This window comes from Sphingomonas sp. S6, assembly GCF_043498045.1.
Taxonomy (GTDB): Bacteria; Pseudomonadota; Alphaproteobacteria; order Sphingomonadales; family Sphingomonadaceae; genus Sphingomonas.
This window is the reverse complement of record NZ_JBIEOE010000002.1, coordinates 413,706-437,126: the sequence shown is the minus strand read 5'-3', so window position 1 is coordinate 437,126 and position 23,421 is coordinate 413,706. Positions and strand designations below refer to the sequence as shown.

The window sequence follows — 23,421 nt, the reverse complement described above, 5'->3', positions numbered from 1 at the left end:
GCGCACCGGTGCTGCTCGCCCTCCTCCTCGCCCAGCTCGCCACCCCGCCCGCCGCGCCATCGCAGCCGGACATAGAAGTCACCGGCCGCCACCTCTCGCGCCTCCGCCTGTCGCTCGACCTCGACGGTGGCGTGCTGAAGGTTTGCCGCATCACCGTCTCCAGCGGCGACGCCCTCATCGACGCACTGGCCTGCCCCGCCGCCCGCACCTGCGTCGCGCAGAGGCCGCGGACCAGCACCGCCCTGCTCACCTGTATCGACCAGCGCATCGGCGCCGCCGTGCGGGCACATGATGCCATGCCTGGCAGCATTAACGGCATGGGGCGCTAAGTCTCGATCCCACGCCACCATCCGTTGTGAAGCCGCTCCCGCGGACATATTGCGTCCCGCGAGGAGGTATCGCGCGCCATGACGCTGAACGAGCTGGGCACACGCATCTGCATCATGGGACCATCGAACAGCGGCAAGTCCACGCTCGCGGAGGCCATCGGGAACGCCAAGGGTTTGGAGGTGGTCCACCTCGACCAACTCCACCATCTCCCGCACACCGACTGGGTGCCACGACCGCCAGCCGAATTCGCGGCGCTGCATGATGCCGCGATCGCTGGCGACCGCTGGGTGATGGACGGCAATTACTCTCGACTGCTGCCGCAACGCATGCACCGAGCCACCGGCGTCATCCTGCTCGACGTCCCGACGACGACCAGCCTGTATCGGTACATCCGACGCTGCTGGTTCGAGCGCGACCGTCGCGGCGGGCTGGAAGGCGGTCGCGATAGCGTGAAATGGGACATGATCCGGCACATCGCCATCGCCACCAGGGCCAACCGGACCCGCTACCGCGACATGTTCGACGGCATCACCCTGCCCAAGATACAGATCGCGTCGACCACGGCGCTGACCACCTTCTACCGCGCGAACGGCTTGAGGCGGTAAGGTCCGTATTCTCATACAGCCAAGAGCGCCATAAACCGGTGCGCAGTTCATCACCGAGGGCGTCATGGCAAGCAGTGAGCAAAGCTATCTTCGCGATGTTCAATATCGCTTCCCCGATCGGCTGAAAGCGCGGTCGATCTTGCATACCCGCTATGGGCGGGGCGACTGGTTCGAGTGGCTGTCCGCCAACATTCCGCTGCCCGCGGGCGGTGTCATCGCCGACGTCGGGTGTGGTGCGGGATCGTTCTGGACGAACGCGCCGCAAGGGGTGCCATCCGACCTGAAGCTGCGTCTGTCTGATATCTCGCAAGGCATGGTGGACGCTGCCCGCGCCGCCATTGCCGCCGTGCAGCGGTGGCACGATGTCGAGGTGTCCGTGGCTGACGCCGTTGCCCTGCCGCTGGCCGATGCCAGCGTGGACACGACGATCGCGATCCACATGCTCTATCACCTCGCCGACCCGACGGCCGGGCTGAAGGAGATGGCAAGGGTAACGCGCGAAGGCGGTGCCGTGGCCGTGGTGCTCAATCCAGCAGGTACGATGGCAGAGCTGTCGGCGTTGGCGCGGGCGCCATTCGGAGGCCAGGCTGATCCACGACCAGAACCGCTTTCGTCGGAGCAAGGCCTCGCGCTCATGCACGACGCGTTCGCCAGCGTCGATGTCATCCGGTACGACGACGAGCTGCGCGTCACCGATCCCGTCGATTTGTTAGGCTATCTGACTAGCCTGCCGATTGCCGATAAGCCGGGCATCATAGAGCAGCTGGCGGCTGCCGTTCAGGACGCCTTCGAACGCGAGAATGGGGTCTTCACCATCACAAAGGCATCCGAATTGCTCATCGGGCGCAGATGACGCTGCCGTGTTGGGTTGCCCAAATTTGCATCGTCGGCGGGAATGCCGCCCCAGCCCTTAGGTCGAAGACGCCTCGCCCGCTCGCGCCCCTCAAACCACCCCCACGATCGGCGCGCGGAAACACAGCGGGATCGTCCGGTCGGTCAGCGCGCGGGGCGCGAACGGGGGGACGCGGCCGCCGGTGAAGGGCACGAACAGCGCCGGGCCCAGCCGGCAACGGTCGAGCGTACCGTCGGCGCGCTTGGTCATGCGCAGCAATTGCGTGCTCCTGTCGGACGCGCCGATCGGCATCACGATGCGGCCGCCGACCTTCAGCTGGTCGATCAGCGGTTGCGGCACCGCGGTGGCGCTGGCGGCGACGACGATCCCGTCGAAGGGCGCCTGCTCCGGCCAGCCCAGGAAGCCATCGCCGGCCCGGACGGTGACGGTCGCATAGCCCATGCGGCGCAGGCGCGCGGCCGCCGTGCGGGCAAGCGGCGCGACGATCTCGACCGAGGCGACGCGCGCCGCGACGGCTGCGAGCACCGCCGCCTGATAGCCCGATCCCGTGCCGATATCGAGCACATGGGCGCTGCGGTCCGCGGGCAGATCCAGCGCCGCGGTCATCACCGCGACGACATAGCCATCGGAAATCGTCTGGCCGTGGCCGATCGCCTGCGGCAGGTCGACATAGGCCGCGGCCCGCCCCTGGGCCTCGACGAAGTCCTCGCGCGGGATCGTCCCGATCGCCGCCAGCGCGCGCGCCAAGGCCGGCGTGTCCGCCGCCGGATGGTTGCTGCGAATGTCGGCACGAATGTCGGCGACCATCGCCGCACGCTGCTGCGCCGGGGTCTGGTGCGCATGCGCCTTGGCCAGCAGGCTCAGCATATCGACCCCCGCCACCGGCCGCTGCGCACAGCTGGCGAGCGTCACGACAGACAGGACAAGGAGGAGGGACGAACGACGACGCATCGCCGCGGCATCGACGGTATCCTGAGCCGCCGCAACGAAACTTTCGTTCATGTTCGGCGGGCGGGACGACACGGGTTGAATCGCGTCCGGAATGGCCTCGTCGGCCACTAAAAAAATTTTCATGCCGCCACTCGCCGCTTGCACTTTACGGAAGCCGCGGAAGTCCACGCGTCGCGGCCCCTCGGCCGGCCCGCCGCGCCCCGTTCGCACCGGAACCGCACGGCTGCCGCTTCATTAAGCCTCTTGCCCGCGGCGACGCTTTGCCACAATTTGTGGGGGTTGCGTTCGGGGGTGAACCCAATCGCTGGTAGAGATCGATGACGGCATCCCTCGCGGGATCCGCCATGGGGCACAACGCGGCCGTGAACCGCGACCCCTTTTTGTTCTCACCATCGGGGCGCCCGGGTGATATGCTGCGCATGTCGCCCCGAGTCGAACATGTATGGAACAAGGGACGGTAATCGATGGATTTCAGGGACACGCAGGGTGAGGCCATGACCGATACGATCGACGCCACCGTCGCCGCCGAGGCACCCGCCGCCGCAGAGGCGAATGGCGGCAGCAAGGCGATCCACGCCCGCCCCTATCCCGTCGAGGTCGATCACAGCCGCGACGCGCTGCTGACCGATTTCGGCAAGGAAACGCTGAACGATCGCTACCTGCTGCCGGGCGAAAGCTATCAGGACCTCTTCGTCCGCGTCGCCTCGGCCTATGCCGACGATGCCGCGCACGCGCAGCGCCTGTATGACTATATCAGCCGCTTGTGGTTCATGCCCGCGACGCCGGTGCTGTCGAACGGCGGCACGGGGCGCGGCCTGCCGATCAGCTGCTACCTCAATTCGGTGCCCGACAGCCTGAACGGCATCGTCGACACCTGGAACGAGAACGTCTGGCTCGCATCGCGCGGCGGCGGCATCGGCACCTATTGGGGCAGCGTGCGCGGCATCGGCGAACCCGTCGGCCTCAACGGCAAGACGAGCGGCATCATCCCCTTCGTCCGCGTGATGGACAGCCTGACGCTCGCGATTTCGCAAGGGTCGCTGCGCCGCGGTTCGGCCGCCTGCTATCTCGACGTCAGCCATCCGGAGATCGAAGAATTCCTCGAAATCCGCAAACCGAGCGGCGACTTCAACCGCAAGGCGCTGAACCTGCACCATGGCGTGCTGCTAACCGACGCCTTCATGGAAGCGGTGCGCGACGGCCGCGAATGGAACCTGCTCAGCCCCAAGGACGGCACCGTCCGCGCGACGCTCGACGCGCGCTCGCTGTTCCAGAAGCTCGTCGAAACCCGCCTGCAGACCGGTGAGCCCTACATCGTCTTCGCCGATCACGTGAACAAGGCGATGCCCAAGCACCACCGCGACCTGGGCCTCAAGGTCTCGACGTCGAACCTGTGCTCGGAAATCACGCTGCCGACCGGCCGCGACCATCTCGGCAACGATCGCACCGCGGTGTGCTGCCTGTCGTCGCTCAACCTCGAAACGTGGGACGAGTGGAAGGACGACAAGGTCTTCATCGAAGACGTCATGCGCTTCCTCGACAACGTGCTGCAGGATTACATCGACCGCCACGAACCGGGCATGGAACGCGCTGCCTATAGCGCCGCGCGCGAACGTTCGGTCGGCCTTGGCGTCATGGGCTTCCACTCCTTCCTTCAGGCGCGCGGACTGCCGTTCGAAGGCGCGATGGCGAAGAGCTGGAACCTGCGCATCTTCAAGCACATCAGCGCTCAGGTGAACCAGGCGTCGATGACGCTCGCCGCCGAGCGTGGGCCCTGCCCCGATGCCGCCGACGTCGGCGTGATGGAGCGGTTCAGCTGCAAGATGGCGATCGCGCCGACCGCGTCGATCAGCATCATCTGCGGCGGCACCAGCGCGTGCATCGAGCCGATCCCGGCGAACATCTACACGCACAAGACGCTGTCGGGCAGCTTCTCGGTCAAGAACCCGTATCTGGAAAAGCTGCTGAAGGAGAAATCCAAGAACAGCGACGCGGTGTGGAACTCGATCCTCGAACACGGCGGCTCGGTCCAGCACCTCGACTTCCTGTCGGTGGAAGAGAAGGACTGCTACAAGACCAGCTTCGAAATCGACCAGCGCTGGCTGCTCGAACTTGCCGGCGACCGCACGCCCTATATCGACCAGGCGCAGTCACTGAACCTGTTCATCCCGGCCGACGTCGAGAAGTGGGACCTCCTGATGCTCCACTTCCGCGCCTGGGAGCTCGGCATCAAGTCGCTCTATTACCTGCGCTCGAAGAGCGTGCAGCGCGCGGGCTTCGCCGGATCGGGCGGCGTGGAAGCGGACAACACCATCGCCGCGCCGAAGTTCGAGATCGGCGAGACGACGGACTATGACGAGTGCCTGGCGTGTCAGTGAGGGCGGGAGTCCGCTGATCGCCTGACGGGAAGGTCACGGCATGCCACACCCCCCTCACCCTTCTGCGCCTGCGGCGCTCCCTCCCACAAGGGGAGAGGGAACAGGTGAACCTCCCTCTCCCCTTGTGGGAGAGGGAAGGGGCCCGCGGCCGCAGGCCGTGGGAAGGGTGAGGGGGAATGCGGAAGGCCTGACCAAGCGCCAGCAGCTGCCCGCACACGCGGTCAACCGATCGCGCAGCTTGCGCACGGCGATGGGCGAACCCGAACGCCGTCTCTGGCATGCTTTACGCGAGGCGCTGCCCGAGGCGAAATTCCGCCGACAGGTTCCCCTCGGTCCCTATCACGCTGATTTCTGCTCGCATGGTCACCGACTGATCATCGAAGTCGACGGCGACGACCACGCCGCCAAAGTCGAACGCGACGCCGCCCGAACCATTTTCCTCCAGAACGAAGGCTATGACGTGATCCGCTTCGCCAATGCCGATGTGATGGAAGCCATCGACGGCGTCGTGTCGACAATCGCCCGTGTAGTCGCGGCTAAGCAAAAGGGCTGCCCGTAATGGACAGCCCCCTCACCCTCCCACAGCCTACGGCTGCGGGCCCCTCCCTCTCCCACAAGGGGAGAGGGCATCATGGCTCACGCCTCTTCGAACATGTCCTGGGCGTTCTGCGCGGTGGCCGACAGGCGCACCGTGTCGCCTTCGATCTCGGCGACCAGGCCGGCCGGCAGGTAATGGTGCTTGGCGCCCTGCCCGTCTTCGGTGCTGGGGCTGTCGTTCTTGGTGAGCTTGATGCGCTCGCCCTCGACATGGTCGACGGTGCCGACGTGGACGCCGTCCGCGCCGACGACCTTCATGTGTTCCTTGATGTTGCTGTGATCGTGCATGATGCGTCTCCTGGCTTGGGTTCGGCGGTGAAACGACCCGTGTTCCAAATGGATGCATCAGAGGCGCAGCACTGATGCCGCGCGAAAGCTTCATCATGTTCGCCGTCGCCGCGGTGCTCGGCCTCGCCGGCCTGTGGCTGCTGCTCCAGCTCCGCAGCCCGCAGGGGCCGGCGCGCGTTTACGTCTATCGCATGGCCGGCATCATGATGGTCGCCGGCGGCATCGTCCTCGGCTTCTCCGCCTATGCGATGTGGCAGTGGAGCGCGCAGCCGTGAGCTTTCTTGCAGTGCACAACGGCAATCGCCAAATACTCGGCACGACTGGCTGCCTGATGATAGTCGGGGGCATCGTCAGCTGGATTGCCCTCACCGTGTGGCTTAGCGACAGGCTCGGGTGGCCAGATGCCTATGGCTATCCGTGCCATCTGGCTCGGGGATGCTGGCTCCAAGGCTTGTGGGATAGCTCCGCCCTGCTGAGCCACGGTGGCACTCTCAGCTATGTTCTTTTCGTGGTTCTATGGTTGCCGCAGACCGCGATCATCACCGGCTACATATACAGTTTTCTACAAAAGCGCCGTCGTTCGAACGGCACGCCTTCATCCTCTTCCTCGGAGTAACCCCATGTCCCTCCTCCAAGCCTCCAAGCAGTACAAGCCGTTCGAATACCCCTGGGCGTTCGAATTCTGGAAGCGTCAGCAGCAGCTCCACTGGCTCCCCGAAGAGGTGCCGCTGGGCGAGGATTGCCGCGACTGGGCGCAGAAGCTGACCGATCACGAGCGCAACCTGCTCACCCAGATCTTCCGCTTCTTCACCCAGGCGGACGTCGAGGTGCAGGATTGCTACCACGAGAAATACGGCCGCGTGTTCAAGCCGACCGAGATCAAGATGATGCTGACCGCGTTCAGCAACATGGAGACGGTCCACATCGCCGCCTACAGCCACCTGCTCGACACGATCGGCATGCCCGAGAGCGAATATGGCGCCTTCCTCGAATATGCCGAGATGAAGGAAAAGCATGATTACATGCAGAACTTCGGCGTCGACAGCGACGAGGACATCGCCCGCACGCTCGCCATGTTCGGCGGCTTCACCGAAGGCGTGCAGCTGTTCGCCAGCTTCGCGATGCTGATGAACTTCCCGCGCTTCAACAAGATGAAGGGCATGGGCCAGATCGTCAGCTGGTCGGTGCGCGACGAGTCCCTGCACTGCGAGGGCATCATCAAGATGTTCCACACCTTCGTCGCCGAACGCCAGTGCCTGACCAAGGCGGTGAAGGACGATATCGCCGACGTCTGCCAGACCACGATCCGGCTCGAGGACAATTTCATCGACCTCGCGTTCGAAATGGGCCCGGTCAACGGCATGACGCCCAAGGAGATCAAGAAGTACATCCGCTACATCGCGGACTGGCGCCTGGGCCAGCTCGGGCTGAAGCCGATCTACATGATCGACGAACACCCCCTTCCCTGGCTCGCCCCGCTGCTCAACGGCGTCGAGCACGCCAACTTCTTCGAAACCCGCGCGACCGAATATTCGAAGGCCGCGACCAAGGGCCAGTGGAACGACGTCTGGGACAGCTTCGACAAGCGCCAGAAGGCCAAGGCGGTCAAGCCGGCGAACGAGGACCTGGGCCTGCTGGATGGCGGCGACATGTTTTCGCGCGCTGGGGTGGCGGCGGAGTAAAGGGAATGCCGACATTTAGGGGATCCCGACCTGAGGACTTGCTTATCAAGAGCGATGGTAGGATCGTGCCCCCATTCATGTCGGCAGAACCAAGCCTTTTTCCTGTTCGCGCGAGCACGATCTATCCAGCTCCCCCAAATGGGGCAGATATACTATTTCACTGTGAGGGAGACCGGGGCGGGACATACTACTGCAAAGGGGATCACAGCGGCCGGCGAATTCGAGCGACTGAATGGTTCTTCACGCACCTTGCTCATCATGTCGGCTTTGCCACACCGGAGTGCGCTATCGTCGAACGATGGGACGCAGACGCCTCCTTCTTCGGCTCGCGCCAAATTGCATCCCCGGCATCGGCGATGGAACTCCACAACCTGTTGATGACCCCCCAGCGGGGGGAACTTGGCCAGCCTTCAAGCTGGCCTGGCGCATACCTTTCGCAGTTATATGCCTTCGACCTTTTCGCCGGAAACTGGGACCGAAGCATGCAGAATTTTCTGCTGCAAACTGAGGGCTTTACGAGACGGCTATGCGTTTTCGATTTTGCCTCATGTAGCTTAGAAGGGCTGGCGGCTATCAAGTTCCCGGTTGCCAGCGACCCCACAGTCCGCATAGGTAAGTTCCTACGGCTTCGGCACGGCTTTTTTCCGCAAGCGGCGATCGAAATGATCGACCGGCTTGCGGCAATTCCGGCAGAGACGATCACCCGTTTTCTGAGCCTAATGCCGGATGACTGGATGAGCGCCGAACAGAAAGAGAGCATCTGTGAGCTTTGGTCAAAACACCAGATTGCGAGTCGGCTTGCGGCCTTACGGTCGGGGCTAGGCGATGAATCACTGCTATAAATTCGCAGTTGCACAATTTCCCGCGGACGAAGTGCGCAACGAGCGCCTGAACCTCGCGATTGTAATCCTCAAAGACAATAAGCTGGATGTACGCGCGCCTAAGAGCCTTGATAAGCTTCGCGCTATTTCCGGGGCGGTAGACCTTGACGCCGTTCGTGAGACGCTAAATGATCTAGCCGTTCTTGATGATTTTGCTCGCGAGAACGTGAGCGCGAATGCAATCGATCGCATTGCCTTTATGTCAAACGCAACGCCCATAGCTTTCTCATCGCTAGGGGAGTTCTATTCTAACGACGAAGCTTCTTATAATGCAAATATAAGCAAGCTGCTGGAAAAGCTAGTCGAGCCTGAAAAGGCACCACCTCGCGCAGTGCGCAGTCGCCCTACCAAGCTTTTGCTAGAGGTTAAATCCGCATTTAAGTCCGAACGCGTCCTTGCCAAAAAGGGTGAGGGTTTGGAAACGCATCGGATTGTTGAGAATCACAAAGTAGCGGAAGGGCTATCTGCGGATTTAATCCTGAAAAATGGAGCAATGCACGTTATTCAGACTGCGGACGCCTCAGCCGACGACAGTTCTGTTCGCCGCACGATCGCCAATATCGCAATATCTGCACTTGTATTTGAACAGGCTCGCATGACGTTCGGCGAGGATAACACCAAGCCAAAGCTTGTTTACAAAGCAAGCTCTGGCATGGAATCCATTATTGCCCCGTCACTGGAGGCGGCTGAACACCAGGGCGCAACACTGATCAATTGGGAAAGCCGCGACGACCGCAATCGGTTCGTTATAGAACTGGCATCGCTAGCCGAACCGACTCCCAAGAAAGGTCAGCCAAACATGAGTGTCCATGCGAGTGTGCAACCCCGACTAAAACTTAACTAGGTTTTAGTTTTAAAGTAATCTTCACTCCACCATCGCCTCATTCCCCGCGAACCCCAACCGCGTGATGCCCGCGCGCTTCACCTCGGCCAGCACCGCGTCGAACCGGGCGTAGCGCGCCTCCGGGTCGGTGCGCATCACCAGCAGCGCCTTGGGGTCGGCGTCCAGGGCCTTGAACCGCGCGGGCATGCCGGCGTCGCTCAAGGCCGCGCCATCCAGCGTCACCGTGCCGTCGCGCGCCAGCACCAGCGGGTGCGTCACCGTCTCGGACGGCGGCGCCTTGCCCTGCGGCAGGTCGATCGGCACTTTGTGCAGCACCGTCGGCAGCGTCAGGATCATCATCACCAGCAACACCAGCATCACGTCTATCAGCGGCGTGATGTTGAGGTCGGACAGCGGCGCGTCAAAGGCGGGGCCGGCCGGGGCGGAGAAGGCACGCTTGCGTGGCATCCTGACGTCTCCTTATCGATGTGATGGTAGAACATCACGATGCGTGCCTGCCGTCAAGGGCGGGCGATTAACCCTCCCCCGCAACCGTCCGGCAAGGCCGGCCGGGCCAGACTGCCGCGATGCTCCCCAACCCCCGCCTCTTCCGCAGCCGCTGGGCGGCGCTGCTCTGGGCGGGCGGCATCCTGTGGTTCGCCTATGACGTCGCCGGATCGGCGCCCGCCGGCAACGGCGCCGCCACTCCTGCGACCACCACAGATGCGACCGCCACGGGCGCCAATGCCGCCGACGTCGCCGCCGTCGCCAACCTGCTCGCCCCCTGATCGCGCTCGCCGGGGCTGCACCGCGGCGATCCGGCATCGCCTGTTGGATCGCACCGCTCCCGCCGCCCGGCCAAGCCGCTGATCGATGGCGGCTTTTCCTGCGTCTCACGACACCCCCTGTCCTACACGCCCGATCGCGCGTAGCTGGATCGGCTCCTCGAACAGGAGCATCGTGTATGTCATCCTTCCCCGACGACGATTCCGGCCCCATCCCGCGCTCGCATGCGGACGACGCCGCCTTCGACCCGCCGTCCTATCGCCGGCCCAAGCGCAAACCCCCGCCCCGCGCGCCGCGCGAGATCGTCGAGGATCGCCTGACCGTCGAGCTGCGCCGTCGTCACGACGGCTGGACCGCAGAACGCCAGCGCATCTTCCTCAACACGCTGGCCAACACCGGCCGCATCACCGAAGCGGCAGAGATGGCGGACATCACACCGCGCTCCGCCTATCGCCTGCGCAACCATCCGCAGGGCGCGGCCTTTGCCAAGGCGTGGGATGCCGCGATGATGCGGGCCAGCGGCCGATTGCTCAGCGTCGCGATGGAGCGCGCGATCAGCGGCACGCCGCAGGTCGTCTGGCGCGAAGGCCGCATCGCCGCCGAAATCTGCCGGCCATCGGACCGGATGCTGATGTTCCTGCTGCGGCACCTCAACCCGGGGCTGTTCGATTCGCGCGATGCGGCGAACCTGCGCGCACATCATCTCGCCGTCCGCGCGATGGGCTTCGGGCCGGCGATGGAGGCGATCACCGACACCGATGTCGAGGCGGACCTGATCGACATCGACGATTACCGCCCGCACCCGCCGCCCGAACATGAACCGTGAAACCACGTGCGTCGGCGTGACTTTTGTGACTTTTCGAACCGTCCGCGGCTAGCGACGCCGCCGCACCGGCACGTGGAAGTCGGCGGGCTTGTCGGCGATCCACGCCAGGAACCGCGCGATGTCGGGGTGCGCGCGCAGCACCGCGGGCTCGGCATAGTCGCGGGCCAGCTGCGCGTTGGGCAGGGTCGCATGGATGGTGCGATGGCAGATCGGATGGACCGGCGCCGTCACGCGGCCGCCTTCGGATTTGGGGACCAGATGGTGCCACTCCACCCGCGTGCCCAGCGGCCGCTCGCACAGCGCGCACGTCTCGGGCGCCGCGCTGCGGGCGGTCAGGGCCTCGGCGGCGGCCAGCCCCGCCTTGCGCTTCACGCGTCCGGTCATGGCCCGGATATAGGAACGCCGGCGCCCCGCCCCAATGCAAAGGGGGCGGACCTGCCCGCAGCAGATCCGCCCCCTCGCTAGCCGTCACCCGTTGCCGGGTGCGATACGCGCTTAGAAGTGCGCGACCACGCCGCCCATCGGACGGAAGCTGTGCGCATTGTCGAAGGTCGACACTTCGAGACGCAGGCGCAGGCCCGAATTGCCGGTCAGACCGCCCAGGCCAATGTCCTTCGGGCCGACTTCGGTGCCGATGCCGTACACGGTCGCGTGATAGTCACGCTTCAGGTCGCCCTGCACGCCCGGTGCGAAGTTGTTGAAGTTGTTCCAGCGGTAGCCGACCTTGCCGTAGAACAGGCCGCTGTCGCCAGCGCGGAAGCCGAAGCGGCCGTACGCGCCATACTGCCAGTCGATGTCACCCGACACGCCCTTGGCGACCGCGCCCTCGGCGCCGACGAACACGGGGCCCAGCGGCACGTTGAAACCGACGATGCCTTCGATCAGCGCGCCGTCCAGGTTATAGCCCTTGGGCTGCGCGGGGATGCCGGCGACGGTTTGACGATCGAACTGCTCCCAGCCGCCCATCACGGCGACATAGGGCTCGATACCGAAAGCGCGCGTGCCGTCCGGAGCCTTGGGCGCGGTGTCGGCCTGCGCGTCGACGGGAGCCGGCGCGGTCGCGTCGGTCGTCGCGGTGGTCGACATGTCCTGCGCGAAGGCGGGGACGGCAAAAGACGCTGCCGCAACGGCGGCCGCGAGGGCGAGCTTACGCATGATGTGAATACCTTTATTGCCTCAACTCGGGCGGCGGGGACCGTGTCCGCTCGCTGCCCAGGCCCCTCCAAACACGGAGATTACGGCTTTGTTGCAGCGCGGGACGGCTTTTACCGGATCGGCCGGGAAACGTGACAAACTTGCCACAGTTCCTGTCTAGCCGATGAACGAAACCGCGCATTTCCAAGGCAGATGCCCCAGCGGCGCCGCAATTCGGGTGTGTCGGAAATACCAAGGCGCCGACAAATCTACTAACGCAGGTGCGAAAGGATCGGGCCCGGACGTGGCTAAGGCGCCACCTTCCGACCGGAAGGCAGCGCCGTCAGCGCATGGGGGAACGAGGGGAAATCAGGGCCGCAGGGCAGCGTCGTCGGCGTCGTCCAGCGTGTCGTCGTCGGTCGCGTCGGCGTCGAAATCGTCCTGGGCGTCATCCTCGTCCATGTCGGCTTCGTCCATGGTCACGCTGGCGTCGGTCTCGCCGACCTCCTCGGAATCCATGTCGATCTCGTCGATCGATTCGTCCTCGACATCGTCGTCGCCCAGGTCAGGGTTCAGATCGGTCAGGACCAAGCCGTCACTGGGGCCATTGCGCGTCGCCTCCAGGATCTCGGCACGCTGGCTCTCGTCATAGCCTTCCTCGTCATAGCCATCGTCGCCCGACCCGTGGCTCTGCACCTGATGTCCGCCCATCGTATCTCTCCTGGATTGCCCGGGTCGAACGGCGGGGATGCGGGCCGGGTTCCGTCAGGCGGGGCGGAACAGGCGGAACCGCTCGGTGATCGCGACGACCAGCAGCGACATCAGGCCGCAGATCAGGAACCCCGCGGCCAGCGGCGCGGTGGTGCCGTTGAATGCCTGCCCGATCACGACGCCCACCACGGCGCCGACGGTGATGCTGGTGAACCCCTGCACGCTGGAGGCGGTGCCGGCGATCCCGCCCATATTCTCCATCGCCATCGACGAGAAGTTGGACGTGGCGAGGCCGAAGCAGCCCATGGTCAGCGCCTGCAACACGACGAAGCCGACCAGCGTCTCATATCCGGCGAGTGCGATGGCGAGGTGGATCGCGCTCAGCACCACCAGCATCGTCACCGCGCTATGGCTGATCAGCCGCGTGCCCAGCCGCATCACCAGCCGCGCATTGGTCAGGTTCGCACCCGCCATCAGCGTCGCGGTCACGGCGAACATCACGGCGAGCAGCTTGGGCCGGTCGAACGTGTCGAACATGATCTGCTGCACCGAATTGAGGTAGCCGTACAGCGCGCCCATCAGCGAGGTCGACGCCAGCGTGTACCCCAACGACAAGCGGTCGCCGAGCGTCTGCTTCCACCCAGCCCAGATGCGCGCTACCGACATCGGCTGCCGGGCTTCGGGGCGCAGCGTTTCGGGCATGCGGATGAAGAACCAGGTCCAGATGCCGAGGCTGAGGCCCGCGACCACCCAGAAGATGCCGCGCCAATTGGCGAACAATAGCACCGTCTGGCCGAACGCCGGCGCCATCACCGGCACCACCATGAACACCATGAACGCGATCGACATCACCCGCGCCATCGGCCGGCCGTGATAGCAGTCGCGCACGATCGCCACCGTCGCCACCCGCGTCGCCGCCACCATCGCGCCCCCGAACACGCGCGCGGCCAGCAGCAGCGTGAAGCTCGCCGACACCGCGCAGGCGATGTTGGCGACCACATAGCCCCCGATCGCCCACAACAGCACCGCCCGCCGCCCATAGCGATCCGCCAGCGGCCCATGCGCCAGTTGCGCGACGCCGAAGCCCAGGATGAAGGCGGTGATGATGAACTGGCGCTGGTTCTCGGTCGCCACGCCCAACGACCGGCCCATCGCGGGCAGCGCGGGGAGCATCGAATCGATACCGAGCGCCGCCAGCGACATCAGCGCCGCCACCAGCGCGACGAACTCGACGAAGCCGATCGGGGCGCCCGCCGGTTCCGGGGCAACGGTCGTGGACGGGGCGCCGGCGACGGCCGGCGCGGTGGACAAGGTCTGACGGGTCACGATGGCTTCCCTGTAGGCGCAAGCGACGCGAACAGGAACCCGCTACGGCACCGATGGTGCCGCCCACCTGCCGTCAGAGCGCGCGCACCGCCTCCAGTACGGCGGCAGCATGGCCCGGCACCTTCACCTTGCGCCACGCGCGCACCAGCGCGCCGTCCGCGCCGAACAGGAAGGTCGCGCGCTCGATCCCCATATACGTCTTGCCGTAGAGCTTCTTTTCGCCCCACACGCCGAACGCGTCGCAGACACTGCCATCCTCGTCGCTGCCCAAATTTACGGTCAGGCCATGTTTGGCGATGAACCTGGTGTGCGCGGCCGGCGGATCCTTGCTGACCCCCATCACGCTCGTACCCGCAGCGGCAAAGTCCTCGGCCAGCGCGGAGAAGTCCTGCGCCTCGCGGGTGCAGCCGCTGGTATCGTCCTTGGGGTAGAAATAGACGACGGCCGGCAGCGGCAGATCGGTCAGCCGGATCGTCTGGCCATCGGGGGTCGTCACGCTCACCGCCGGCATCGGCGCGCCGTCATCCATCGCATCCTCCTGTCATGCCGCGCCATGCGGCCTCCACCTCCTGCCGCGTCGCCGCAAAGGCAGCAAGCACCGCCGGCCAGTCGGGCAGCCGCAACGCCCGCGCGATCAGCGCCTGCGTCGCGGGCGGCGGCTCCTGCGCATCGGGTGCGACCAGCCGCAGCGTCACGAGCAGCCGCGTCAGCAGATCGTGTGCGGTCAACAGCCCATCGGGCAACACCCCCGCCGCGGTCAGTGCCGGAATGGCCACGCGCAGATCGGGATCGAAACCGCTCCGATGCAGCAGCTGCGCCAGATGCACGGTGAATTCCAGATCGACGAGCCCTCCCGGAAGCAGCTTCGCGTCGAGAGGCCCGGCGGGCGGCTTGTGCCGCGCCATGTCGGCGCGCATCGTTGCCGCCTCTGCGGGCAAGTCTCGCTCGGGTCGCGCGCCCTCAAGCACCTCGGCGATCACCCCGGTGACGGCAACACGGGCCGCGGGCGAGCCGAACACCGGCCGCGCCCGCGTCAGCGCCATATGCTCCCACGTCCAGGCGTCCTCCCGCTGATAGCGCGCGAAGGACTCGACCGACACCACCAAGGGTCCTTGCGTTCCCGACGGCCGCAACCGGGTATCCACCGGATAGAGCGGCCCCGCCGCCGTCGGCACCGACAGCGCGGCCGTGATCCGCTGCGCCAGCCGGTTGTAATAGAGCGTCGCGCCCAGCGGCTTCGCGCCATCCGATTCCGCCGCGAAGTCGCCCGTGAACAGATAGACGAGATCGAGATCGCTAGCGTGGGTCAGCGCGCCACCGCCCGTGCGACCGAAGGCGAGGATCATCAACTCACTGTCCGGCACCCGGCCATGCGCCCGGGCGAATTCGGCGACCGTCCCCGCCGCGAGGACCTCGATCGCCGCCTCCGCCAGTCGCGCATAGCCGCCCGCCGCATCGAGTGGGTCCGCCGCCCCTGCGACGATCTGTGCCCCCACCGCAAAGCGCTTCTCGCCGACCAACCGCCGAACGGTATCGAGCAGCGCCTGATAATCGCCCTCGTCCCCCGCCCCCAATTCGGTGGCCAGTTCGGCAACGCTGCCCAGGGATTCGAATGCGCTCGCGTCGATCAACCAGTCGATCAGTTCGGGCCGTGTCGCCAGTGCGTCGGCGAGCGGCGCAGCATGGCTGAGGATCGTCGCGAGCAAGGTCGCCAGCCCCGGCCGCGCCTCCAGCAAGCGCAGGATATTGATCGCGCTCGACAGCCGCTCGAACAGGACATCGAGCCGCAGCAGCGCCGCGGCGGGGTCCGGCGCTCCGGCCAGCGCCGGCATCAGTACGGGGAGCACCGCCTCCAGCGCAGCGCGTGCCGCTTGGCTGCGCAGCGCGGGATAGCGCCCTGCCCGCCACCCTCCGATCCGCGCAGCGGCCTTGCTCGCCCCCTCGCCATCTGCCGCGAACCCCGCGGTCTCGAGCCAGTCGGCCAGCGCCTGTGGCTCGTGCGGCAGCCCCGCCGCCTGCCCATCGTCGAGCGCATCATAGATCCGCCCGGCGGTCGCTACCGGTTCGCGCAACAGCTCGACCAGGGCGGCGCCGTCCGCCAGCCCATGAAGCCGCGCCACCCCGTCCAGCGCCTCGCCGGTCGGCAGCGTGTGCGTCTGCCGATCGTCCACCATCTGAACACGATGCTCGATCGTGCGCAGCAAGGTGTAGGATCGGGTAAGCGCCGCAGCCTCGTCCGCGCCGATCCAGCCCGCTGCGGCGAGTGCCGCCAAGGCATCGCGCGTCGCCGGTGCCCGCAGTGCAGGGTCACGCCCGCCATGGATGAGCTGATGGATCTGCGCGAAGAACTCCGCCTCGCGGATACCGCCCCGCCCCCGTTTCAGGTCGTAGCCGGGGCCGAAGCGTTGGCCGCTCGCATAATGGTCGCGAATGCGCCGCGACAGGTCGCGGATTTCGCCGATCGCGCCGAAGTCCAACCCGCGCCGCCACACGAATGGTCGTATCGCCTCGAGGAAATAGCTGCCTAGCGCCTTATCGCCAGCCGCTACCCGAGCCCGGATGAACGCCGCCCGCTCCCATGCGAGCGCCTGGCTTTCGTAATAGCCGATCGCCCCTTCGACCGGCAGCGCGATCGGCGTCGCTTCGGGGGATGGGCGCAACCGCAGGTCGACCCGCAGCACATAGCCATCGCCATCGCGCGCCTGCAGCAGCTCGACGACGCGCTTGGCGATCCGCACCGCCGCCTCTGCCGGTTCCTCACGCGCCCGGTGTGGGAGCGTTTTGGGATCGAACAGCAGGATCGGATCGATGTCGGACGAATAATTGAGTTCGCGACTGCCCTGCTTGCCCAGCGCAATAGCGACGAAGCCGCGCGGCTCCTCCCCCGGCGTTCGCTCCGCAATCGCGGCACGGATCGCGCGGTCGAGCGCTGCGTCGGCGAAATCCGTCAAGGCGTGCGTTACCGCGGTAAGATCGAGCGCCCCGGCGAGATCGCCAATCGCCACCGATAACGCCAAGGCTCTCCGGTCCAACCGCAACTGTCGTGCGACTGGCATATCCGCCTCGGCGCTGGTGAAGCCCAGCTCGATCTGCCCCGCCGCCAGCCGCTCCGCCAGCACCGGCTCACGATCGAGCAGCAGCGATAGAAAGGGCGCATGTGATCGTGCACGCTGGATGGCATCGGTAAAATCGGAGCCTGAACCGGAGGGCATCGCGTCACATCCTTCGCGAACGACCGATGTCATTCTCACGCAACAATTCGCGTATCCGGCCGTTGGAACGATTATGAACGCCGATGCGCATCACGTCGAGAAAAGCCGTCAGGGCGACTATGTCGTCCGGCGCCCGCGCTCGACCGACGCACTCGGCCACAGCTTGCGCGGCACTTTCGGCTGCGCGGACATGCCGGAAGACTTTGCGATGTTGCTGAAGCGGATCGATCGCGCGACGCACTGATCCGCGCGAAAGCGGCGGGTTACCTCAGCGCCCGCGGCTCAGCTCGTCGACTTCCCCCATGATCGTATCGAGCGCCGTCTTGTTGACGTCCTGCTCATGCTCGCGGCGCGACGGCAGGGTCCCATCATTGAGGATCGTTTCCAGCGCCACGCGCCCGCGCGCGACGCGGCTTTTGATCGTGCCGACCGCAACCTGGCAGATTTCAGCAGCTTCTTCATAGGCGAAGCCACCGGCACCGACGAGGATCAACGCCTCGCGCTGCGGCTGCGGCAGGTGCAGCAAGGCACGCTGCATGTCGCCCAGTTCGACGTGGCGATCCTGGCTTGCCGGCGCCGCCAGAATGCGATCCGCAACCAGATCGTCCCACTCGCCCTTGAAGCGCGCACGACGCATCTGCGACAAATACAGGTTGCGCAGAATGATGAAGGTCCAGGCACGCATGTTGGTGCCGGCCTGGAAGCGCTGACGCGCCGCCCATGCTTTCAGCAGCGTTTCCTGCACCAGATCGTCGGCGAGATCGCGGCTGCCCGACAACGAGCGGCCAAAAGCGCGCAAATGCGGGATGACCTGCGCAAGCTGCTTTTTGAATTCGGGATCCGACAGCGCAACGTGTTCGATCGGCTCGACCACCGCATCGTCGTCATCGTCATACTGGTCGTCGCGCGTAGCGGGCTGGGTCATGCAAATCCGTTCGAAGCCGGGGACAACATCGCCGCCTGTCTGGCGAAATAGGTGTCTCTTCCGGCAAATACCAGTCGTGCGGCCGAAAAGCCTTGCGGTCAGCGCAAGATCAGAAAGGCAAATATGGCGATGACGAACACCAGCGAAATGCCGAGCACGTAGCGGGCAACTCCCGGGGTCGCGCCCGCACGGGCTTCGGTTGCGGTGACATGCACTGGTTCGTTTGGATCAGCCATGATCATCAAACCCCCGAAACCCGTTTTGGGTCCGTAACTTTTCGTCAATGGATGACGGGCGGGTGGGACAGAGCCCAACCACGCCCGCTACGCCGTCAGGCCACCGCCGCCGGCACCGTCGCTTCATCAAAGAACAGCGCCTGACTGATCGCCGCCTTCACCGTCGACCGCTGGAACGGCTTGGTGATGAGGAACGTCGGCTCGGGCCGCTCGCCGGTCAGCAAGCGTTCGGGGAAGGCAGTAATGAAGATCACCGGCACTTCGAATTCGGCGAGGATGTCCTTGACCGCATCGATGCCCGAACTGTCGTCGGCCAGCTGGATATCCGCCAGCACCAGACCGGGGCGATCTTCCATCGCCAGCGCGACCGCTTCGTCGCGAGTGACGGCGACGCCCGTCACCTCATGGCCCAGATCGCGTACGATCGTCTCGATATCCATCGCGATGATCGGCTCATCCTCGATGATCAGCACGCGCGCACGCGTCTGCTTCTCGATTTCGGCCAGCGCCTCGGCGACCAGACTCTCGACCTCGCTGGTGTCGACCTCGATCAGATAGGCAGCATCTTCGGGCGAGAAGCCTTCCATCGCGGTCAGCAACAGCGCCTGCCGTGACAGCGGCGTCATGCGAGCGAGGCGCGCACGCGCCACCGCTTCGGTGCCCTCGGCATCGCTCTGCGAAGTCTGCGCTTCGCCATCGGCATTGGCCGAAGCCCAGATGCCCTGGAACATGCGATACAGGCCGAGCCGCGGATCGACGTCGCGCGGAAACTGGTCCGGCGCCGCAACGATCGCCTCCAGCGTCGCACGGACGTATTTGTCGCCTTGATTCTGACTGCCGGTCAGGGCCCGGCCGTAGCGCCGCAGGAAAGGAAGGTGCGGTGCGAGTTGCTGTCCAAGCGACATGGGTCGTGTTCACTCCCTGAGATACTGAACGGGCACCCCATCTGAGCGGGCGCCCGTACCTTTACAACGGTGTTTGTCGAAGAACCCACCCGCCCCCTCGGACCTGCGGAATTTTCGCGCTGCAATGGAACCAACGAACGCGACTTTGGTTTCATCGCCACTTGAACGGCCAAACCGCACCTGCAAAGCGGGTCCGTTCGTGTAGCGTCGACTGCCCGGGTTTAGCCGGGTCACCAGGGGGACATGTTGGATTTGCCCGGCAACAAGGACAAGAAGGCGTCTTCCAAGAAGTCTCCTGCCAAGGTTCAGAGCAAGGATCGCGACATGGGCGCGGCCCTGCGTTCGGCCTATCAAAAGACCATCGAGGAACAGGTGCCAGACGAAATGCTCGACCTGCTGAACAAGCTCGCCTAGCAGGGGGCATGGCCTCCCAACCCGACGCAGCCTCGTTACCGCGCCGTACGGCGATGGCCCCCATGTCCATGCTCTCGCGCCTGCCAACTGGCGCCAAGCTCTTCATCACGCTCAGCGTCGCACTGCTGCTACTCGCCCTGATTGCGATCGGCGCCACGCTGCAGACCGGCCGGACCGCGGACGCTGAAGCGCGCGCCCGGCTGCGCATTGCCGCCAACGAAAGCGCGCGCAGTATCGCCATCGAGCTTGTCGGCGACATGACCGCGCTGCGCGTCGCCGTCACCGCGTTGCAGGCCGACGCCGGTGACGCGCCCAGCTGCGCCCGTGCGCAAGGCGTATTTGCGCAGCAATCGACGATCGGCACGCGCTTTTCGATCGTCGATCGCAATGGCCGGCTGCTGTGCGGCGAACCGTTCGACGCCACTGTCGCGATCGATACCAGCACGCCGGTCGGCGCAGCGATTGTACCCGATCGCGGCCTGATCTTGTCACTGCCGGGCTTGCGCCATGGCCCTTCGGCACGCGTCTTCTTCCCCAAAGCCTTCCTGACGCAGCTCGCGGCCCCCGGCACACGGGCGATGCCGCTTGCAAGCGCGCTAGTACATGACGACGAAACGCTGACGCTCTCGCGCATTCCCGATCTAGGCGCGTTCGATCGGGTCGAGACGGTGCAGACCGATCTTGGCCTTGGCGGCCTCGCGCTGCGCACCAGCATCCGCAGCGCGCCCATCACCTCGTCCTTCCTCGTGGCGCTGATGCTGCCACTGCTGATGTGGGCCGCGGCGGCAGGCCTGTCGTGGTTCATCGTCGATCGGCTGCTGATCCGGCCGCTGCGTGTACTCCGCGCCAGTGTAGCGGCCTACACGCCCGGTGAGGTCATCGATCCGGGCAAGCTCGGCCCCCTGCCCGCGCAGGAGATTCGCGAACTGGGTGACACCTTCCGCGCGATCAGCCGCACGGTGGCGCTGCACGAAGCTGGTCTAGCGGAGGCGGTGGTGCGCCAGACCAAGCTGACGCGTGAAGTCCATCATCGGGTGAAGAACAACCTTCAGGTCATTTCCAGCCTAATCAACTTCCATGCTCGCGGCGCGCCCAGCCCTGATGCGACCGCAGCCTATGCCTCGATCCAGCGCCGCGTCGATGCGCTCGCCGTCGTTCACCGCAACCATTTCGCCGAGATGGAGGACAATCGTGGCCTCAACCTGCGATCGGTGATCGGCGAGCTCGCCTCCAACATCCGTGCGACAGCGCCCGAAGGGGCCACCAGCCTGTCGATCGTGCTGGATGTCGATCCCTACCTCGTGAACCAGGACGTCGCCGTCGCGGTCGCGTTCCTCGTCACCGAGACGATCGAATTGGCGATGAATTGCGATGCCGCCGCCCAGGTCCGGGTCGCGGTCAAACCCGGCGAGGACGACAAGAAGGCAAAGCTGCGGGTCGTTTCGCGCGCGTTCGTGGAAAGCGAACGGCTGGAGACCTTGCTATCGACTCGCTACGGCCGAGTGATCGAGGGTCTGTCGCGGCAGCTGCGCGCGCCCCTGCACCACGATCCGATGACCGGCGCCTATGAAATCGCGATTGCCGTGATGGGCCGCGATTGACGGCTTATAGACGATAAAGATTCGTAAAAATTCGCCGACGGACGTGGAACCGGGGTCCGTTGGCCGTGTTATGCACTGCGGATCGCGACCTTATGCCCCCCGCTCTCGCGATCCACGACATAGGCCCGGAAGCATCCACCCTCCCCCCCCCCGGTGATGCTTTCGGGCCTTACTCATTTCCAGCCTCAAAACCTTCGTGTCCCTGCCCGCTCAGTTGCGGAGCCGGAACGAATGGCCTGACCGATCATTGTTCTCGGGCTATCACGTTCAGGAGGTTTTATGCGCAAGGTTCTCGGTTTCGCCGTCGTCGCGGGCGCGCTCATGGTCAGCGCGTGCAACACGGTGGAAGGCGTCGGCAAGGACGTCAGCTCAGCCGGCCAGACGGTCGCCAAGACGGCCGACAAGTCCAAGTAAGCCTTCGGGCTCAGCCTCACCCGGCTGCGCAGGGCCTCCGCTCCTCAATGAGCGGAGGCCCTTTTCTTATGCCTCGACGATGTCGGTGCCGGTGTCCTTGCTGCGACGACGCTCGGTGAACCAGATGCCGATGATGGCGAGTTCGTAGAGCAGGATCAGCGGCACCGCGAGCAGCACCTGGCTCATCAGGTCAGGCGGCGTCAGCACCGCCGCGATCGCCGTCGCCGCGACGATGGCATAGCGCCGTGCGCCGATCAGTTGCTTACGCGTCACTATGCCCGCACGCTCTAAGAGCATCAGCAGCACGGGCAACAGGAAGGCAAGACCGAAGGCGAACAGGAACTGCATCACGAACGACAGGTAGTTGCCGATGCCCGGCAACGCCTCCTGCTGTACGCCGCCGATATTCCCTTGGAATCCCAGCAGGAAATGCAGCGCCATCGGGATCGCCATATAATACGCGAGCGCCGCGCCGGCGATGAACAGAACCGGTGTCGCGAGCAGGAACGGCAGCAGAGCGCGCTTTTCCTTACGGTACAGGCCCGGCGCGACGAACTGCCACAGCTGGTTGGCGATCACCGGAAAGGCGATCATCATCGCCGCGAAGAAGGCGACCTTCACCTTCACGAAGAACGCTTCGAAGATTTGCGTGTAGATCAACGTCTTTTGCCCCACCGCCAGCAGCGGCTGAACGAGGAAGGCGAAGATATTCTCGGCAAAGAAATAGCTGACGCCGAAGGCCAGCACGACCGCGACGATGCAATAGAGCAGGCGACGGCGCAGTTCGATCAGGTGATCGAGCAGGGGCGCGCGGCTGGCGTCGATCTCGTCTTCCACATCGCTCATGACGGCGTACCGTCGGACTGCGGTGCAGGCTTATGATCGGGGGCCGGGGCAACCACGGGCTTTTCCACCATGACCGGCTCTGCCTCGTCATGCTGGACCTCATGCTGCCCGGCAGGCGTCGGCGCGGGCGAAACACCCGCAGCGGCCTCGGACTCCGCATCGGAGGTCATCGGGTGCTCCGCCATGATCCGCGCATTTTCGGCCGCCCAGCGCTTTTCCATCTCGGCCAGTTCCGCCTCACGGACCATATTGTCGAAGCCCTGCCGGAATTGGCGCGAGACGCCGCGCGCCTTGCCGACCCAATAGCCGACGACGCGCATCGCCTTTGGCAGGTCCTTCGGCCCGATCACGACAAGCGCCACGATCGCGACCAACAGGAACTCGCTCGAATCGATGTTGAACATGGACGCCGGATACTATCGGGCGACGCGGATCAACGCTGTTCGTCGCGGATGCGGTTACCGTCGCGATCGAACGCAGGGTCGGCGGTCTTCTGCGCCTCGATACGTGCAGCAGGCTTCGCGGCCGCGTCGTCGTCTTCGGCCATGCCCTTCTTGAAGTTCTTCACGCCCTTGGCGACGTCGCCCATCAGGTTCGAAAACCGCCCGCCACCGAGCAGTAGGATCGCGACGACGGCGAGGACGAGCAGATGGATCGGGCTGAAGCTGCCCATGGCATATCTCCTAGAATGCCCAAC

Annotated in this window: 31 protein-coding genes; 16 read left to right on the top strand and 15 right to left on the bottom strand. The window is 65.1% G+C overall.

Translation table 11 applies throughout. The features are described 5' to 3' along the window. Positions 1–8 precede the first annotated feature (8 nt). The 3 genes from ACGVWT_RS05060 to ACGVWT_RS05050 all read left to right on the top strand — a co-directional run bounded on the left by ACGVWT_RS05060 (position 9) and on the right by ACGVWT_RS05050 (position 1,788). Positions 9–329 carry a hypothetical protein gene (locus tag ACGVWT_RS05060; protein WP_315461447.1) on the top strand — a complete coding sequence of 107 codons (321 nt, stop codon included), beginning with the start codon at positions 9–11 and terminating at the stop codon, positions 327–329. Between the two features lie 78 nt (positions 330–407). Then, the gene (locus tag ACGVWT_RS05055) at positions 408–935 is read left to right on the top strand and encodes an AAA family ATPase (protein ID WP_315461448.1); all 528 of its coding nucleotides are present in this window, start codon (positions 408–410) and stop codon (positions 933–935) included. A 64-nt stretch (positions 936–999) separates the two neighbouring features. Continuing rightward, the gene (locus ACGVWT_RS05050; protein WP_315461449.1) at positions 1,000–1,788 is read left to right on the top strand and encodes a class I SAM-dependent methyltransferase; all 789 of its coding nucleotides are present in this window, start codon (positions 1,000–1,002) and stop codon (positions 1,786–1,788) included. 90 nt (positions 1,789–1,878) lie between these two features. Here the strand turns inward: ACGVWT_RS05050 and ACGVWT_RS05045 are convergent, their stop codons facing one another. Further along, complete coding sequence (locus tag ACGVWT_RS05045) at positions 1,879–2,862, bottom strand: protein-L-isoaspartate(D-aspartate) O-methyltransferase (protein ID WP_394425412.1); 984 nt, start codon at positions 2,860–2,862, stop codon at positions 1,879–1,881. 341 nt (positions 2,863–3,203) lie between these two features. On the opposite strand from ACGVWT_RS05045, the gene ACGVWT_RS05040 reads away from it, so the two are divergent. Together ACGVWT_RS05040 and ACGVWT_RS05035 are read left to right on the top strand one after the other, a co-directional pair. Continuing rightward, positions 3,204–5,117 carry a ribonucleoside-diphosphate reductase subunit alpha gene (locus ACGVWT_RS05040; RefSeq protein ID WP_315461451.1) on the top strand — a complete coding sequence of 638 codons (1,914 nt, stop codon included), beginning with the start codon at positions 3,204–3,206 and terminating at the stop codon, positions 5,115–5,117. Between the two features lie 157 nt (positions 5,118–5,274). Beyond that, complete coding sequence (locus ACGVWT_RS05035) at positions 5,275–5,676, top strand: endonuclease domain-containing protein (RefSeq protein WP_394425500.1); 402 nt, start codon at positions 5,275–5,277, stop codon at positions 5,674–5,676. Positions 5,677–5,753: 77 nt separating this feature from the next. Here ACGVWT_RS05035 and ACGVWT_RS05030 read toward each other — a convergent pair whose 3' ends face one another. Next, positions 5,754–6,002, bottom strand: a complete 249-nt coding sequence (locus ACGVWT_RS05030; protein WP_165800879.1) for a DUF2171 domain-containing protein — start codon at positions 6,000–6,002, stop codon at positions 5,754–5,756. A gap of 74 nt (positions 6,003–6,076) precedes the next feature. On the opposite strand from ACGVWT_RS05030, the gene ACGVWT_RS05025 reads away from it, so the two are divergent. From ACGVWT_RS05025 to ACGVWT_RS05005, 5 genes are read left to right on the top strand one after another with little or no spacing between them, the layout of a single operon-like run. After that, complete coding sequence (locus tag ACGVWT_RS05025) at positions 6,077–6,277, top strand: hypothetical protein (RefSeq protein WP_315461453.1); 201 nt, start codon at positions 6,077–6,079, stop codon at positions 6,275–6,277. Beyond that, positions 6,274–6,618, top strand: a complete 345-nt coding sequence (locus ACGVWT_RS05020) for a hypothetical protein (protein WP_315461454.1) — start codon at positions 6,274–6,276, stop codon at positions 6,616–6,618. The genes ACGVWT_RS05025 and ACGVWT_RS05020 overlap by 4 nt, the downstream gene beginning before the upstream one ends. Positions 6,619–6,622: 4 nt before the next feature. Continuing rightward, complete coding sequence (locus ACGVWT_RS05015; RefSeq protein WP_116461789.1) at positions 6,623–7,684, top strand: ribonucleotide-diphosphate reductase subunit beta; 1,062 nt, start codon at positions 6,623–6,625, stop codon at positions 7,682–7,684. 5 nt (positions 7,685–7,689) lie between these two features. Beyond that, positions 7,690–8,526, top strand: a complete 837-nt coding sequence (locus ACGVWT_RS05010; RefSeq protein WP_394425408.1) for a HipA family kinase — start codon at positions 7,690–7,692, stop codon at positions 8,524–8,526. Next, complete coding sequence (locus tag ACGVWT_RS05005) at positions 8,510–9,409, top strand: hypothetical protein (RefSeq protein ID WP_315461456.1); 900 nt, start codon at positions 8,510–8,512, stop codon at positions 9,407–9,409. Before ACGVWT_RS05010 ends, ACGVWT_RS05005 begins: the two co-directional genes overlap by 17 nt. 21 nt (positions 9,410–9,430) lie before the next feature. Here ACGVWT_RS05005 and ACGVWT_RS05000 read toward each other — a convergent pair whose 3' ends face one another. Beyond that, positions 9,431–9,856: a biopolymer transporter ExbD gene (locus ACGVWT_RS05000; protein ID WP_116461787.1), complete on the bottom strand. Its 426-nt coding sequence runs from the start codon at positions 9,854–9,856 to the stop codon at positions 9,431–9,433. Positions 9,857–9,975: 119 nt separating this feature from the next. On the opposite strand from ACGVWT_RS05000, the gene ACGVWT_RS04995 reads away from it, so the two are divergent. Continuing rightward, on the top strand, positions 9,976–10,176 hold the full coding sequence (locus tag ACGVWT_RS04995; RefSeq protein ID WP_315461457.1) for a hypothetical protein: 201 nt from the start codon (positions 9,976–9,978) through the stop codon (positions 10,174–10,176). Between the two features lie 176 nt (positions 10,177–10,352). After that, positions 10,353–11,000 carry a hypothetical protein gene (locus ACGVWT_RS04990; protein WP_315461458.1) on the top strand — a complete coding sequence of 216 codons (648 nt, stop codon included), beginning with the start codon at positions 10,353–10,355 and terminating at the stop codon, positions 10,998–11,000. 48 nt (positions 11,001–11,048) lie between these two features. Here ACGVWT_RS04990 and ACGVWT_RS04985 read toward each other — a convergent pair whose 3' ends face one another. From ACGVWT_RS04985 to ACGVWT_RS04960, 6 genes are all read right to left on the bottom strand, one after another. Further along, complete coding sequence (locus tag ACGVWT_RS04985; protein ID WP_315461459.1) at positions 11,049–11,384, bottom strand: HNH endonuclease; 336 nt, start codon at positions 11,382–11,384, stop codon at positions 11,049–11,051. 111 nt (positions 11,385–11,495) lie between these two features. Next, complete coding sequence (locus tag ACGVWT_RS04980; RefSeq protein WP_017979552.1) at positions 11,496–12,155, bottom strand: hypothetical protein; 660 nt, start codon at positions 12,153–12,155, stop codon at positions 11,496–11,498. 348 nt (positions 12,156–12,503) lie between these two features. Continuing rightward, entirely contained in the window at positions 12,504–12,845 is a 342-nt protein-coding gene (locus ACGVWT_RS04975; protein ID WP_116461784.1) for a DNA primase, read from the bottom strand. Between the two features lie 54 nt (positions 12,846–12,899). Then, positions 12,900–14,171 carry a multidrug effflux MFS transporter gene (locus tag ACGVWT_RS04970; RefSeq protein WP_315461460.1) on the bottom strand — a complete coding sequence of 424 codons (1,272 nt, stop codon included), beginning with the start codon at positions 14,169–14,171 and terminating at the stop codon, positions 12,900–12,902. 73 nt (positions 14,172–14,244) lie between these two features. Beyond that, positions 14,245–14,700 (bottom strand): peroxiredoxin, encoded by a 456-nt coding sequence (locus ACGVWT_RS04965; RefSeq protein ID WP_315461461.1) that lies wholly within the window; start codon positions 14,698–14,700, stop codon positions 14,245–14,247. Then, positions 14,693–17,383: a bifunctional [glutamine synthetase] adenylyltransferase/[glutamine synthetase]-adenylyl-L-tyrosine phosphorylase gene (locus ACGVWT_RS04960; protein ID WP_315461462.1), complete on the bottom strand. Its 2,691-nt coding sequence runs from the start codon at positions 17,381–17,383 to the stop codon at positions 14,693–14,695. The genes ACGVWT_RS04965 and ACGVWT_RS04960 overlap by 8 nt, the downstream gene beginning before the upstream one ends. Positions 17,384–17,456: 73 nt before the next feature. Between ACGVWT_RS04960 and ACGVWT_RS04955 the strand changes: the two genes are divergently transcribed. Further along, positions 17,457–17,627, top strand: coding sequence for a hypothetical protein (locus ACGVWT_RS04955; RefSeq protein ID WP_315461463.1), 171 nt, complete (start codon positions 17,457–17,459; stop codon positions 17,625–17,627). 24 nt (positions 17,628–17,651) lie between these two features. Here ACGVWT_RS04955 and ACGVWT_RS04950 read toward each other — a convergent pair whose 3' ends face one another. From ACGVWT_RS04950 to ACGVWT_RS04940, 3 genes are all read right to left on the bottom strand, one after another. Beyond that, positions 17,652–18,308, bottom strand: a complete 657-nt coding sequence (locus ACGVWT_RS04950) for a sigma-70 family RNA polymerase sigma factor (protein WP_315461464.1) — start codon at positions 18,306–18,308, stop codon at positions 17,652–17,654. 98 nt (positions 18,309–18,406) lie between these two features. Beyond that, complete coding sequence (locus ACGVWT_RS04945) at positions 18,407–18,544, bottom strand: hypothetical protein (RefSeq protein ID WP_315461665.1); 138 nt, start codon at positions 18,542–18,544, stop codon at positions 18,407–18,409. A 95-nt stretch (positions 18,545–18,639) separates the two neighbouring features. Then, complete coding sequence (locus ACGVWT_RS04940) at positions 18,640–19,449, bottom strand: response regulator (protein ID WP_116461779.1); 810 nt, start codon at positions 19,447–19,449, stop codon at positions 18,640–18,642. Positions 19,450–19,692: 243 nt separating this feature from the next. Between ACGVWT_RS04940 and ACGVWT_RS04935 the strand changes: the two genes are divergently transcribed. The 3 genes from ACGVWT_RS04935 to ACGVWT_RS04925 all read left to right on the top strand — a co-directional run bounded on the left by ACGVWT_RS04935 (position 19,693) and on the right by ACGVWT_RS04925 (position 21,878). Then, a complete protein-coding gene (locus ACGVWT_RS04935; protein ID WP_017979561.1) occupies positions 19,693–19,863 on the top strand; it encodes a NepR family anti-sigma factor in 171 nt (56 codons plus the stop codon). A gap of 62 nt (positions 19,864–19,925) precedes the next feature. Continuing rightward, complete coding sequence (locus tag ACGVWT_RS04930) at positions 19,926–21,464, top strand: sensor histidine kinase (RefSeq protein ID WP_315461465.1); 1,539 nt, start codon at positions 19,926–19,928, stop codon at positions 21,462–21,464. 279 nt (positions 21,465–21,743) lie between these two features. After that, positions 21,744–21,878 carry an entericidin A/B family lipoprotein gene (locus ACGVWT_RS04925; RefSeq protein WP_017979563.1) on the top strand — a complete coding sequence of 45 codons (135 nt, stop codon included), beginning with the start codon at positions 21,744–21,746 and terminating at the stop codon, positions 21,876–21,878. Between the two features lie 66 nt (positions 21,879–21,944). Here the strand turns inward: ACGVWT_RS04925 and tatC are convergent, their stop codons facing one another. Genes tatC through ACGVWT_RS04910 form a run of 3 tightly spaced genes read right to left on the bottom strand, consistent with a single transcriptional unit; the run spans position 21,945 to position 23,397 of the window. Continuing rightward, positions 21,945–22,724 (bottom strand): twin-arginine translocase subunit TatC, encoded by a 780-nt coding sequence (gene tatC, locus ACGVWT_RS04920; RefSeq protein ID WP_116461777.1) that lies wholly within the window; start codon positions 22,722–22,724, stop codon positions 21,945–21,947. Then, positions 22,721–23,128, bottom strand: a complete 408-nt coding sequence (tatB, locus tag ACGVWT_RS04915; RefSeq protein WP_315461466.1) for a Sec-independent protein translocase protein TatB — start codon at positions 23,126–23,128, stop codon at positions 22,721–22,723. The genes tatC and tatB overlap by 4 nt, the downstream gene beginning before the upstream one ends. A gap of 29 nt (positions 23,129–23,157) precedes the next feature. Beyond that, positions 23,158–23,397, bottom strand: a complete 240-nt coding sequence (locus ACGVWT_RS04910; RefSeq protein ID WP_017979566.1) for a twin-arginine translocase TatA/TatE family subunit — start codon at positions 23,395–23,397, stop codon at positions 23,158–23,160. Positions 23,398–23,421: the final 24 nt, after the last annotated feature.